The sequence below is a fragment of the Rhizobium sp. 25PS6 genome, from assembly GCF_032464655.1.
Classification (GTDB): Bacteria; Pseudomonadota; Alphaproteobacteria; order Rhizobiales; family Rhizobiaceae; genus Rhizobium; species Rhizobium laguerreae.
This window is the reverse complement of the sequence record NZ_JAWDIV010000007.1, coordinates 208,788-221,098: the sequence shown is the minus strand read 5'-3', so window position 1 is coordinate 221,098 and position 12,311 is coordinate 208,788. Positions and strand designations below refer to the sequence as shown.

The following is a 12,311-nucleotide window of genomic DNA, read 5'->3' as shown; positions in this document are numbered from 1 at the left end:
CGCCCACATCCAATGAGGCTCCGATGTTCGATCTGATCGTCAGAAATGCAAATCTCCCCGATGGCCGAAACAATATCGATATCGGCATTCAGGCCGGCAGGATCATCGCTGTCGAGCCCAATCTCCAGGCGCAGGCGCAGGAAGAGATCGACGCGACCGGCCGGCTGGTCAGCCCCCCCTTCGTCGATCCGCATTTCCACATGGACGCCACCCTGTCGCTCGGCCTGCCGCGCATGAACGTCTCCGGCACCCTGCTCGAGGGCATTGCGCTCTGGGGAGAGTTGCGCCCGATCGTGACGAAGGAGGAACTGGTCGATCGTGCGCTGCGCTATTGCGACCTGGCGGTGACGCAGGGGCTGCTCTTCATTCGCAGCCATGTCGATACCAGCGATCCCAGGCTGGTGACCGTCGAGGCGATGATCGAGGTTCGCGAAAAGGTCGCGCCCTATATCGATCTGCAGCTGGTCGCCTTTCCCCAGGACGGCTATTACCGCTCGCCGGGCGCGATCGATGCGCTCAACCGCGCCCTCGACATGGGCGTCGATATCGTCGGCGGCATTCCCCATTTCGAACGGACGATGGGCGAAGGCACGGCGTCGGTCGAGGCGCTCTGCCGCATCGCCGCCGATCGTGGCCTGCCCGTCGATATTCATTGCGACGAAACCGACGACCCGCTCTCGCGCCATATCGAGACGCTGGCTGCAGAAACCATCCGCTTCGGCCTACAGGGACGCGTCGCCGGCTCGCATCTGACTTCGATGCATTCGATGGACAATTATTATGTTTCCAAGCTTATTCCGCTGATGGCGGAGGCCGAGATCAACGTCATTCCCAATCCGCTGATCAACATCATGCTGCAGGGCCGGCACGACACCTATCCGAAACGCCGCGGCATGACCCGCGTCAGGGAATTGATGGATGCGGGGCTCAATGTTTCCTTCGGGCACGATTGCGTCATGGACCCCTGGTATTCGATGGGATCGGGCGACATGCTGGAGGTCGGCCATATGGCTATCCATGTCGCGCAGATGGCCGGCATCGAGGACAAGAAGAGGATCTTCGACGCACTGACCGTCAATTCGGCAAAAACGATGGGGCTTGCAGGCTATGGTCTCGAAAAGGGATGCAATGCCGACCTCGTCATCTTCCAGGCGAGTGACACGCTGGAAGCGCTGCGGCTGAAGCCGAACCGCCTGGCGGTGATCCGCCGCGGCAAGATCATCGCCCGCTCGGCGCCGCGCATCGGGGAGCTTTTCCTCAACGGGCGCCCGGCACGGATCGACGGCGGGTTGGATTACGTGCCTCATTATTGAGGTGCGACGGAAGCTTACCGGCTTGCGGGAGCAGCTTTGGATCGGAGTCAGCGAAAAGGGCCGCAAAGCTGCGACCCGTCAGACTGCTGACCAAGTCGGCCAACTCCTCTTTCGTCATGCTCGGGCTTGTCCCGAGTATCTACGGCCGGCTTAGCAGATCCTCGGCACAAGGCCGAGGATGACGCCGAGTGAAGAATGAGACTTTCAACAAATTGAGGGGTCGCGAAGCCGCGGCCCTTCAATCCGCCCTATTCAGGAAGCTACTTCTTCGAAGCCTCATAAAGCGCCTTGGTTTCGGCGTTCATCGGATAGAGGCCCGGCAGCGACACGCCTTCTTCGATCTTCGTCATGATCCAGGCTTCCATGCGCTCCTGTTCCGGCGCTTCCGCCAGCACCACCTCGAGCAGATCGGCCGGGATCAGCACCGCGCCGTCCTGGTCGACGACGATGATGTCGTCAGGAAAGACCGCAACGCCGCCGCAGCCGATCGGTTGCTGCCAGGCGACGAAGGTGAGGCCGGCGACCGAGGGGGGTGCTGCGACGCCGCGGCACCAGACCGGCAGGTTGGTGTCGAGCACACCGGCAAGGTCGCGCACGACGCCGTCGGTGACAAGGGCTGCGACACCCCTCTTCTGCATGCGGGCGCAGAGGATATCGCCGAAGATGCCGGCATCGGTAACGCCCATCGCATCGACGACGGCGACACAGCCTTCCGGCATCGCCTCGATCGCGGCGCGTGTCGAGATCGGCGAGGCCCAGGATGCCGGCGTCGCCAGATCTTCGCGGGCCGGAACGAAGCGCAGGGTGAAGGCCGGCCCGACGATGCGCGGCTGGCCGGGCTTTAGCGGAACGGCGCCGCGGATCCAGACGTTCCGCAGGCCTTTCTTCAGAAGAACGGTCGTCAGGGTTGCCGTCGAGACGGTCTTGAGGGTTGCTATTGCTTCAGCGCTGAGGGCCATCGGGTATCGGTTCCAACTCGGTTTCTGTCAGATGCTCTGGATCATGCCGCCATCGACGCGGATCACCGATCCGGTGAGATAGGAGGCAGGCTCGCTCGCCAGGAAGGTGACGACATTGCCATATTCTTCCGGCCGGCCATAGCGGCCGAGCGGAATGCTGCCGGTGCTCTCAGCGACAACATCATCGATCGAGCGATTCTCGCGTTTGGCCTTCTGCTCGTCGAGGAAGGTGATGCGGCCGGTTGCGATCCGGCCGGGCAGGACGATGTTGACGGTGATGCCGTCGCGTCCGACCTCGCGCGCCAGCGTTTTCGACCAGCCGACCAATGACAGGCGCAACGCGTTCGAAATGCCGAGATTGGGGATCGGCGCGACCACGCCCGACGAGGTCGAAGTGACGATGCGCCCCCATTTGCGCGCCCGCATCTGAGGCAGCACACGATCGGTAATGGCGATGACCGAGAGTACCATGCTCTGGAAATACTGGTTCCAGACCGTCGGATCCTGGCCGGAGACAGTGGTCGGCGGTGGGCCACCGGTATTGTTGACGAGGATATCGACGGGGCCGAATTTGCGCTCGATTGCAGCGACATGCGCATCGATCGAACCGAGATCGGCAAGATCCCATTGCAGTGCCAGCGCCTTGCCACCTTCGGATTCGATCGCAGCCGCGGTCTTCTCAGCGGCGGCGAGATCGATATCCGCCGTGGCAATTCTGGCGCCTTCGCGCGCAAGCTTGACGGCAATCGCGCTGCCCAGTCCGCCGCCGGCGCCAAGCACCAGGGCCGTCTTGTCTTTCAGGCCGAAATCCATTTCATCCATCTCCTCATAGGGTCTGGCCATCTTTCGGAGCAATGGATCGTAAATAAAATATGGCTTCTGCTTCGTTCAGGAGATAGAAAAACTATCGATGGACACCCGCTTTCTCGAAACCTTCATTGTCGTTGCCGAGCGGCACTCGCTGGCGGAGGCGGCCCAGCGGCTGAACCTCACGCCTGCGGCTGTTGCCCAGCGCATCCGCGCGTTGGAGGCCGAACTCGGGGTGCGGCTGCTGGTGCGCTCCGGCCGCGTGATGCGGCCGACGGAAGCGGGTTTTGCCATTCTCGAACGTTGCCGTGATCTGGTGCGCGATACACGCGACCTGAAGGCGATGGCCGGTACCGCGACGATTTCGGGCGAGATGCGGATCGGGGCGATCAATACGGCGCTGACCGGTCTCGTTCCCGGCATTCTCCACCGTCTCGCCCAGGACTATCCGCTGATCGAGATCTTCCTCAAGCCGGGCGCGTCGATGGACCTCTATGCCGAGGTTTTGAACGGCGGGCTGGATGCGGCCTTCATCATCGAACCGCGATTTCCGATGCAGAAGACGCTAACCTTCAACAAGCTGCGCCAGGAACCCCTGGTGTTGATCGCGCCGCGGGACCGTGAGGGGGCGGATCCGCTCCAACTGTTGAAGACCCTGCCCTTCATCCGCTACGACCGCAACCAGTGGGGTGGTCACATCGCCGACGAATATCTGCGCGAGACCGGCATCCATCCGGTCGAGCGTTATGAGCTCGACGCGCTGGAGGCGATCGCGGTGATGGTAGACCGCGGTCTCGGAATCTCGATCGTGCCGGATTGGGCGCCGCCCTGGCCAGCGGGACTAGATGTCGTCAAGCTGCCCCTGCCCCGCTCGTCCGCTGTGCGCACCGTAGGCATCGTGGTGACGCGATCCTCGCCACGGGCAAACCTCGTCGCCGCGCTTCTGGAAACCAGCCGCGCGGCGATGGGAGCCTGATCAATTTCAGGCGATCTTCTGGCGGACCGGCAGTTTCCAGCCGGGCCGGACGAAATGGCAGGTATAGCCATTCGGAATCCGCTCCAGATAATCCTGGTGCTCGGGTTCTGCCTCCCAGAAATCGCTGACCGGTACAACTTCGGTAACGACTTTGCCGGGCCACAGGCCTGATGCATCGACATCGGCGATCGTATCCCTGGCGACGCGCTCCTGCTCAGGCGTGAAGTAGAAGATCGCCGAGCGGTAGCTCATGCCGACGTCGTTGCCCTGGCGGTTGCGCGTGCTCGGGTCGTGGATCTGGAAGAAGAATTCGAGGATTTCCCTATAGCTGATCCTAGCGGGGTCGAAGATGATTTCGATCGCTTCGGCATGGGTCCCGTGGTTGCGGTAGGTGGCATTCGGCACATCGCCGCCGGTATAGCCGACGCGGGTCGAAATCACGCCCTTGTATCGGCGGATGAGGTCCTGCATGCCCCAGAAGCAACCACCGGCGAGGACTGCACGTTCTTCGGTCATTGGATATCTCCTTTTCCGCAAGAGATAGTATCTCCTGCCGCCGATTTCCACACGGCGCAATCAGCACAGCTGTGCAATTTCCCTGCCGATACGTCCGATCCTGTCATGTCGATGTTACGCGCCGGCGCTAGCAAAGCCTTGGACAATCCTGCGGAGGCTGAGCCTCGACACCTGATGGAGACGGGTTATGAATAGACGTGAATTTCTGATCACATCGTCGGCTGCAGCCGGTCTGCTGGCTCTTCCGCGTTTCGCATCGGCTGCGGCCGGCACGATCGACCTCTACAGCGGTTCGGATGCCAACATCGTAGACCTTTGGAACAACACCATCCGCCCGGCCTTCGAAAAGGCGCATCCGGGTGTTGCCCTGAAGGTGACCGATGCCGGCGACAATAACGGCTTGCGCGCCATCGCCGACCGTGCGCTCGCCGCGCTAAAGACGAAGACCGATCCGCAGGCCGATCTTTTCGAACAGTTCGATCCGCGCCTGCCGTCCGGCGGCATCGACGCCGGGCTCTGGGTCAAATTCTCCGCCGAGAACATCGAAGGCTACGACCATATCAACCCGCTTGCCTTCGATACCCCCTACTCCCTTCCCTATCGCGGTTCGCAGGTGCTGCTCGCTTACGACACGACCAAGCTCGATCCGAAGGATGCGCCGAAGAGCTGGGATCAGCTCGCCGCGTGGATCAAGGCCAATCCGGGCCAGTTCATCTACAACAGACCCGACAAGGGCGGTTCGGGCGGCAATTTCGTCCGCCGCGCGATCCATGAGGCGAACGGCCGCGATCCGAAGAAGTTCAAGATCGACAATTTCAGCGCCGACTTCGCCACTGAGACGCTGACGCCGGCCTGGAAGATCCTCAACGACCTCGCCCCGGCGCTCTATGACAAGGGCGCCTATACATCAGGCAATACCCAGTCGATCCAGCTCCTCGCCCAGGGTGTCGTCACCATGGTGCCGGTCTGGTCGGATCAGGTGCTGCAGGCGATCTCCCAGGGCGTACTGCCTGATACGACCGGCCTTGTGCAGCTTAGCGATCTCGCCCTTTGCGGCGGCTTCTCCAGCATCACCGTGTTCTCGAACGGCGCCAACAAGGATGCGGCGCTGAAGCTTGCCGCATTCATGCTGACGAAGGAAATGCAGGAGGCGATCATCACCAATATCGGCGGCTTCCCTGCCGTCTCCTGGGATCACATCTCCGACGATCTTCGCAAGAAATATGCCGACGTCATTCCCGCCACCATTCCGACCTTCCCGGGTGGCGACTGGGAAAAGGCGATCGCCGACGGCTGGTACCGCAATGTTGCGCCAAGCATCAGCCGCACCTGATGTCCACTGACGCTGCGCCGGCGGTTCTGCGCCGTCACCGGCCCATCAACAGGGGGAGTTCCATCGGGCTCCTCCTCGTTGCCCTGCCGGTCCTCCTGCTCGCATGGCTGATCGTCTTTCCGATCTTTTCGGCGGTCGTCGGCACGATCTTCGTTCGGGGCCCAGACGGCGCGACGGAATTCTCGCTTGCCTCCTATCGCTTCTTCTTCACCGATGGCTACAGCCTCGGCAATCTGTGGCTGACGCTTTGGACCACCGCCGTCTGCGGCATTCTGCTTCTGGCGATCGGCCTTCCGATCGCGCTTTACCTCCGGTTCTCGCAAGGACGCCTTGCCGCCTATGTGCAGGCTCTTGCGATCTTCCCGATGTTCGTGCCGTCGATCATCCTTGCCTATGCGCTGATCAGGACGATCGGGCCGAACGGCACCGTCGACCTGCTGCTGAACGCCGTCAGCCTGCCCAAGCTGCGCACGCCCTATCTGACGCCGTGGGGGCCGGTGATCGGCCTCGTCTGGGACAATCTTCCCCTGACGGTGCTGATGCTGACGGCGGGGCTTTCCGCCGTTTCGAACAGCGCCATCGAGGCCGCACGCGATGTCGGCGCAGGGCCGCTCCGGGTGTTCCTCTCGATTATCCTGCCGCGCATGGGCAATTCACTACTGGTCACCGCGTCCTTCGCCGTGCTCGGCATCTTCTCCGCCTTCACCCTGCCCTATGTGCTGGGCTCGGCATCGCCGGAGATGATGGGGCCGTTCATGCAGCGCACCTTCGCCGACATGAACGACCCGCTGAACGCCATGACCCAGGCCGTCATCACCTTCGGCTTCTGCCTGGTCTTCGGCATCCTCTACATCAGGTCGATCGCCCGCAACCGCGAGGCTCAGCCATGAATGCCGGCAGATCGGGAACGGGTCTTCGCTTCGATTGGATCGGCCTGCTCTTCGCCTGCCTGCTGACGCTGTTTATCGCGCTACCGCTGATCGTCGTCGGAACATGGGCCTTCACCGAAGTCTGGCGTTATCCATCGGTGATCCCGCAGCAGTTCGGCCTGCGTTTCTGGGGCCAGACGCTGGCGCGCCCGGATGTCTGGGACGCTCTCTTCCTCAGCCTGCGGTTGACGACGACGGTGACTATTCTTTCCGCCGTGATCTGCCTTCCCGCCGCTTATGCTTTCGCGCGCATGCGTTTTCCCGGCAGGAACATCCTGTTCCTGTCGTTCCTCGCATCGCATGCCTTCCCGAAATTCGGCCTGCTCGTTGCCATTGCCGGCATCTTCCTGCAGCTCGGCCTGATCAGCACTTTCTGGGGCGTCGTGCTGATCCAGCTTGTCGGCACGCTGATGCTGATGATCTGGATTCCGGTCGCAGCCTTCCAGAATGTCGACCGGCGCATGGAAGAGGCGGCGCGCGATGCCGGTGCCACGCCGCTGCGCGTCTTCTGGTCGATCACCCTGCCGCAGGCCGGACCGACGATAGCAGCCGCACTGCTTTTGACCTTCGTCGGCACCTTCTACGAAACCGAAGGCGCCTGGTTGATCGGCGCGCCTCAGGTTCGCACCATGCCGGTGCTGATGATCAGCTTCATCAACAATCAGATCGTCGTGCAATACGGCGCCGTACTGTCAGTCATGCTGTGGGTGCCGTCCTTCATCGCATTGATGTTTGCACGCCGGGTGATCGGCACCGGCGCCTTTGCGAGAGGCTTCGGCGCGTGAAGACTTGCGCGTCAATTCAGGGAAGGGTTTGAAATGGCACATCTTTCGATCGAGGGCGTTTCGAAGCTGTTCGGGACCACCTTTGCCGTTCGCGACTTCTCGCTCGAAGTGGGCGACGGCGAACTCGTCTGCCTGCTCGGTCCATCCGGCTCCGGCAAGTCGACGCTTCTCAGGATGATCGGCGGCTTCGAGCGCCCGAGCGGCGGAACGATCCGCATCGACGCGAAGGATGTGACGACGCTGCCGCCCGAGCGACGCCCGACCGGCATGGTATTCCAGAGCCATGCGCTCTGGACGCACATGGATGTCTTCAACAACATCGCCTTCGGCCTGAAGCTCCGCCGGCTGCGGAAAGCGGAAATCCGCCAGCGTGTCGAGGATGCTTTGGCTCTGGTCGGCCTCGCTGATTACGGGCGGCGGATGACGACTCAGCTCTCCGGCGGCCAGCAGCAGCGCGTCGCCCTTGCCCGCTCGCTGGTGCTCGAGCCGAAGATCCTTCTGCTCGACGAGCCCTTCGCCAGCCTTGACCAGCACTTACGCGAAAGGCTGCGGGAGGAGGTGCGCGATATCCAGCAGCGCCTCGGCATCACCACGCTCTTCGTCACCCATGGCCAGGACGAGGCCTTAGCGCTCGCCGACCGCATCGTCGTCATGCGCGACGGAGGCACCGAACAGATCGCGCCGCCGAGCACCATCTACCGGCAGCCACAGACAGCCTTCGTCGCCGGCTTCATCGGCTCGATGAATTTTGTCCAGAGCCGCATCAGAAACGGCGTCTGCGAGCATCCGCTGTTCCCGCTTGCGGTTCCCGTCGAGGATGGGCCGGTGACGCTGGCCGCCCGCCCGGAAGCACTGACGATCCGTTCCTCGGACCGGGTCGATGCCGCCACAGTCCATCGCATCGTCGATTTCGGCACCCACAAGATGGTCGATGTCGATCTTGCCGACGGCACCCGTTTGAAGGCGATGGTGGCGCCGGACGATCGGATCCGGGCCGGGATGAGGGTCGAGCCGTGCTTCTCCCGCTTTTTTATCTTCCGTCACAACGAGCTTGTCCATTCCGAGTTGCAGATCCTGCCGCAGTACGCCGGTGAGCGAATCAAGTCGAATACATGCCTTTGATTCGGCATGAGCGGCACTTCAAGCTGTTGACTGTGCCGGCTCGCGCCGTGTGATCTGATACCAGGTCGGTGTTTCGAACTAAAGTTAAAGTTTATTCTGCGTTTTCCATGGGCTTTTTATGTATCCGTGGTTGTGCCGGGCGACCGCCATTTTGATTATCTGAAACAATTCAAACAGAAATGCGCGAATTTTACGCGAATGCATTAGTACATTTACATATTATAAATGTCTTCATTTAAGAATTGGCCCTATCAAAAGTGATGGTATTTGATGCTTCCCGCCTGCGATAATTGGCCATTGTGAAACTATGGAGGAATGAATGTTGGGATTTGGCGCAGGCGCCGATGCAAGGGCCGTTCTCGAAGCGATGAGCAAGTCTCAGGCGATCATCGAGTTCAAGCTGGACGGTACAATCATCACCGCGAACGAAAACTTTTGCCGGGCGCTCGGTTATCAGTTTTCCGAGATCGTCGGTCAACATCATCGCCTCTTTGTCGATCCGGCTGAGGCAGCCAGCTCCGACTACAAAGACTTCTGGGCAAAACTAGCGCGCGGCCAGTTCGATCAACGGCAATATAAGCGCATCGGCAAGGGCGGCACGGAGGTCTGGATCGAGGCCTCCTACAACCCGGTCTCTAGCGGAGGCAAGCCGTATAAGGTCGTCAAATTCGCGACCGATATCACCGCGCAGAAGCTCAAGGCGGCCGAAGATAGCGGTAAGCTGAACGCCATCTCGCGCGCCCAGGCAGTCATCGAGTTCACTCCGAAAGGCGATATTCTCACCGCAAATGAGAATTTCCTGACGACACTCGGCTACGAGCTGGCGGAAATCCAGGGCAAACATCACTCGATGTTCTGTGAGCCAAGCTATAGCAACAGTGAAGATTATCGTCGGTTCTGGACGAAGCTTGCCGCGGGAGAATTTGTTGCGGATGAGTTCTTGCGCATCGGCAAGGGCGGCAAGAAGGTCCATATCCAGGCATCATACAATCCGATCTTCGACATGAACGGCAAGGTGTTCAAGGTCGTCAAATTTGCGACCGATGTCACCACGCGTGTCGGAAATGTCGACCAGCTCGCGGGAGCGCTAAAGGCTTTGTCGGAGGGCGATCTGATGCAGACCATCGCCATGCCCTTCCTGCCCGCCTTGGAGAAGCTGCGCGCTGATTTTAACGACGCTTCATCCAAGCTTCGCGTTACATTGCAGACAATCTCGCAGAATGCTGGCGCCATCGCTGCGGCATCGCAACAAATACAATCTGCCTCGAACGATCTGTCCAAGCGTACCGAGCAGCAGGCTGCTTCCGTCGAGGAGACGGCCGCTGCGCTGGAGGAGATCACGACCACCGTCGCTGATTCCAGTTCCCGCGCCCAGGAAGCAGGGCAGCTTGTTCGCAAGACCAAGGAGAACGCGGAAAATTCTGGCAACATTGTCAGTCAAGCCGTCGACGCGATGGGCAAGATCGAAAAGTCCGCCAGCGAGATCGCCAACATTATCGGCGTGATCGACGAGATCGCATTCCAGACCAATCTTCTGGCGCTCAATGCCGGTGTTGAAGCGGCCCGGGCCGGCGACGCTGGCAAGGGCTTCGCCGTCGTCGCTCAGGAAGTTCGCGAACTCGCCCAGCGATCGGCCAAGGCGGCAAAGGAGATCAAGGAGCTGATCAACGCCTCGAACGAACACGTCAAAAGCGGTGTCACATTGGTTGGTAACACAGGCAAGGCATTGCAGGAAATCGTGACCCAGGTCGTCCAGGTGAACGGTAATGTCGGCGCCATCGTCGAAGCCTCCAAAGAGCAGGCAACGGGTCTCAAGGAAATCAACACCGCCGTCAATACGATGGACCAGGGCACACAGCAGAATGCCGCCATGGTCGAGGAGACGACGGCCGCGGCGCATAGCCTTGCCAAGGAAGCAGATCAGCTCTTCGATCTCCTCGGTCAGTTCAACATCGGGACAGGTGCCGGTGCACCTCGCGCCGTCCCGGTTGCAGCCGACCGGCATTTGCGGGCTATGCCGTCGCCAGCCCGTCAGATGACGGCGAAGGTTGCCCGAGCATTCAGCGGGAATGGGGCGCTCAAAGGCGGCGATAGCTGGGAGGAGTTTTGATGGCGTCGACATCCAAAAATCGCGATGGACGCACGTCTCTCGAAATCATTGCATTCCAATTACATGGTCAGAGCTTCTGTATCGAAACCACCTCCATTCGAGAGATACGTGGATGGGCGGCCTCGACGCCCATCCCGCACGCGCCGCCGGAAATGGTCGGCATCATTAACTTGCGAGGCGTCGTCATTCCCACCATCGACTTATGTCGCAAGCTGGGGATGCCTTCGTCGGAAGCGACCGAACGCAGCGCAATCGTGGTCGCTGAAGTTCACGGCAAACCGATCGGCCTTATGGTGGATCAGGTCACCGATATGCTTTCGATCAACGCCGATGATCTGCAACAGGCTCCAGAGATTGTCAGTTCGCCGGACCGCTCATACTGTGAAGGAATTATCACTCACCAGTCTGGGATGATTTGCTTCCTCAGCTTGACCAGGATGTTCGCTGACGATGACGAAGCATTGGCCGCTTAGTCGTCCCGGTTCGGCGTTCAAATCAAAGAGTAGAGCATGATGTCATCCGAAATCCGCCCATAGGCATCATCCTCTAGCACCGCGCCAACGCAGTTGTCGGCGTGGCATTCGCCTATGCGAAACCGGGATAATTGCACCGGAATGCGCCGGTTACGTCTTGATCTGAAAGCCTTCCAGCAGCCAGGGATGCAGCGCCTTGCTGGCGGCCAGGATATCGCTCTTTCCGACAACCTCAGCGCCGGAAAAACGGGTGACGATGCCGCCCGCCTCTTCGACCATCAGCGCCGAGGCGCCAAAATCATGGATCGCGAGCCCGTCTTCGAAGAATCCGTCCAGGCGGCCGCAAGCGACGTAGGCGATCGACAGGGCTGCCGAGCCGAGGCGGCGCACACCCGCCGTATTCGCCATCAGGCGTTTGACGGCTTCGAAATAGGTCTCTTCCGCAACCGCTGTGACCTGGCCGGGGATCGGCAGACCGGCGCCGACAAGCACGTTCTCGATGTCGCCGACATCGGCGCAGCGGATACGCTCGCCGTTCAGATAGGCGCCGCCACCGATCTCGGCGCTGAACAGCTCGTCCTGCATGGCATCATAGACGACGCCCATGACGAGCCTGCCGCTTTCGACGATCGAGATCGTCATGCCGAAATGCGGAATGCCCCAGGCGTAATTGGTCGTGCCGTCGATCGGGTCGATGTAGATAACAGGCGTTTCCGGACCCGCCGTGCGGTTGCCGACGGCTTCCTCGCCCTGGATGGCATAGTCCGGGAAGGCCTTCGTCATCTCGTCGACGATGATCCGCTCGACGGCGACATCGATCTCGGTCTGATAGTCGCGCGGCGCCTTGGTGAGCATTTCCTGGGATGTGCGCCGCCGCAGGGAGCCGCGGGCAGTTTCGCCCGCCTTCAATACCGTTTCGGCGAGCACGACGAGACGGGGCGATGCGATCGGGGAAAGACGCGCGGAAATCGAGGGTGATGTCATGAGA

Annotated in this window: 12 protein-coding genes; 8 read left to right on the top strand and 4 right to left on the bottom strand. The window is 60.9% G+C overall.

The window, feature by feature from the left end; genetic code table 11:
- The first annotated feature begins 23 nt into the window (after window positions 1–23).
- Window positions 24–1,313 (top strand): amidohydrolase family protein, encoded by a 1,290-nt coding sequence (locus RWK44_RS12725; RefSeq protein ID WP_131665795.1) that lies wholly within the window; start codon window positions 24–26, stop codon window positions 1,311–1,313.
- Window positions 1,314–1,573: 260 nt separating this feature from the next.
- On the opposite strand, the gene RWK44_RS12720 is transcribed toward RWK44_RS12725, so the two are convergent.
- Both RWK44_RS12720 and RWK44_RS12715 read right to left on the bottom strand, forming a co-directional pair.
- Window positions 1,574–2,272 (bottom strand): ribonuclease activity regulator RraA, encoded by a 699-nt coding sequence (locus RWK44_RS12720; RefSeq protein ID WP_168273666.1) that lies wholly within the window; start codon window positions 2,270–2,272, stop codon window positions 1,574–1,576.
- A 27-nt stretch (window positions 2,273–2,299) separates the two neighbouring features.
- Window positions 2,300–3,085: an SDR family oxidoreductase gene (locus RWK44_RS12715; protein ID WP_168282968.1), complete on the bottom strand. Its 786-nt coding sequence runs from the start codon at window positions 3,083–3,085 to the stop codon at window positions 2,300–2,302.
- A 97-nt stretch (window positions 3,086–3,182) separates the two neighbouring features.
- Here RWK44_RS12715 and RWK44_RS12710 point away from each other — a divergent pair, with 97 nt between their 5' ends.
- Window positions 3,183–4,055, top strand: coding sequence for a LysR family transcriptional regulator (locus RWK44_RS12710; RefSeq protein ID WP_316028872.1), 873 nt, complete (start codon window positions 3,183–3,185; stop codon window positions 4,053–4,055).
- Window positions 4,056–4,061: 6 nt separating this feature from the next.
- Here RWK44_RS12710 and msrA read toward each other — a convergent pair whose 3' ends face one another.
- Window positions 4,062–4,571 (bottom strand): peptide-methionine (S)-S-oxide reductase MsrA, encoded by a 510-nt coding sequence (msrA, locus tag RWK44_RS12705; protein ID WP_316028871.1) that lies wholly within the window; start codon window positions 4,569–4,571, stop codon window positions 4,062–4,064.
- Between the two features lie 187 nt (window positions 4,572–4,758).
- On the opposite strand from msrA, the gene RWK44_RS12700 reads away from it, so the two are divergent.
- The 6 genes from RWK44_RS12700 to RWK44_RS12675 all read left to right on the top strand — a co-directional run bounded on the left by RWK44_RS12700 (window position 4,759) and on the right by RWK44_RS12675 (window position 11,323).
- Window positions 4,759–5,904 carry an extracellular solute-binding protein gene (locus RWK44_RS12700; protein ID WP_316028870.1) on the top strand — a complete coding sequence of 382 codons (1,146 nt, stop codon included), beginning with the start codon at window positions 4,759–4,761 and terminating at the stop codon, window positions 5,902–5,904.
- Window positions 5,904–6,794: an ABC transporter permease gene (locus RWK44_RS12695; protein ID WP_316028869.1), complete on the top strand. Its 891-nt coding sequence runs from the start codon at window positions 5,904–5,906 to the stop codon at window positions 6,792–6,794. The genes RWK44_RS12700 and RWK44_RS12695 overlap by 1 nt, the downstream gene beginning before the upstream one ends.
- Entirely contained in the window at window positions 6,791–7,618 is an 828-nt protein-coding gene (locus RWK44_RS12690) for an ABC transporter permease (protein WP_168272300.1), read from the top strand. Before RWK44_RS12695 ends, RWK44_RS12690 begins: the two co-directional genes overlap by 4 nt.
- Before the next feature lie 33 nt (window positions 7,619–7,651).
- A complete protein-coding gene (locus RWK44_RS12685; RefSeq protein ID WP_316028868.1) occupies window positions 7,652–8,740 on the top strand; it encodes an ABC transporter ATP-binding protein in 1,089 nt (362 codons plus the stop codon).
- 319 nt (window positions 8,741–9,059) lie between these two features.
- Window positions 9,060–10,850: a methyl-accepting chemotaxis protein gene (locus RWK44_RS12680; RefSeq protein WP_131665804.1), complete on the top strand. Its 1,791-nt coding sequence runs from the start codon at window positions 9,060–9,062 to the stop codon at window positions 10,848–10,850.
- Complete coding sequence (locus RWK44_RS12675) at window positions 10,850–11,323, top strand: chemotaxis protein CheW (protein WP_131665805.1); 474 nt, start codon at window positions 10,850–10,852, stop codon at window positions 11,321–11,323. Before RWK44_RS12680 ends, RWK44_RS12675 begins: the two co-directional genes overlap by 1 nt.
- Window positions 11,324–11,473: 150 nt before the next feature.
- On the opposite strand, the gene RWK44_RS12670 is transcribed toward RWK44_RS12675, so the two are convergent.
- Window positions 11,474–12,307, bottom strand: coding sequence for an inositol monophosphatase family protein (locus tag RWK44_RS12670; protein WP_316028867.1), 834 nt, complete (start codon window positions 12,305–12,307; stop codon window positions 11,474–11,476).
- Between the last annotated feature and the right edge of the window lie 4 nt (window positions 12,308–12,311).

Bases quoted from the DNA above. Each gene is read 5' to 3' on its own strand.
- RWK44_RS12725 (WP_131665795.1), top strand. From the start codon at position 24: ATGTTCGATCTGATCGTCAGAAATGCAAATCTCCCCGATGGCCGAAAC.
- RWK44_RS12720 (WP_168273666.1), bottom strand. From the start codon at position 2,272: ATGGCCCTCAGCGCTGAAGCAATAGCAACCCTCAAGACCGTCTCGACG.
- RWK44_RS12715 (WP_168282968.1), bottom strand. From the start codon at position 3,085: ATGGATTTCGGCCTGAAAGACAAGACGGCCCTGGTGCTTGGCGCCGGC.
- RWK44_RS12710 (WP_316028872.1), top strand. From the start codon at position 3,183: ATGGACACCCGCTTTCTCGAAACCTTCATTGTCGTTGCCGAGCGGCAC.
- msrA (WP_316028871.1), bottom strand. From the start codon at position 4,571: ATGACCGAAGAACGTGCAGTCCTCGCCGGTGGTTGCTTCTGGGGCATG.
- RWK44_RS12700 (WP_316028870.1), top strand. From the start codon at position 4,759: ATGAATAGACGTGAATTTCTGATCACATCGTCGGCTGCAGCCGGTCTG.
- RWK44_RS12695 (WP_316028869.1), top strand. From the start codon at position 5,904: ATGTCCACTGACGCTGCGCCGGCGGTTCTGCGCCGTCACCGGCCCATC.
- RWK44_RS12690 (WP_168272300.1), top strand. From the start codon at position 6,791: ATGAATGCCGGCAGATCGGGAACGGGTCTTCGCTTCGATTGGATCGGC.
- RWK44_RS12685 (WP_316028868.1), top strand. From the start codon at position 7,652: ATGGCACATCTTTCGATCGAGGGCGTTTCGAAGCTGTTCGGGACCACC.
- RWK44_RS12680 (WP_131665804.1), top strand. From the start codon at position 9,060: ATGTTGGGATTTGGCGCAGGCGCCGATGCAAGGGCCGTTCTCGAAGCG.
- RWK44_RS12675 (WP_131665805.1), top strand. From the start codon at position 10,850: ATGGCGTCGACATCCAAAAATCGCGATGGACGCACGTCTCTCGAAATC.
- RWK44_RS12670 (WP_316028867.1), bottom strand. From the start codon at position 12,307: ATGACATCACCCTCGATTTCCGCGCGTCTTTCCCCGATCGCATCGCCC.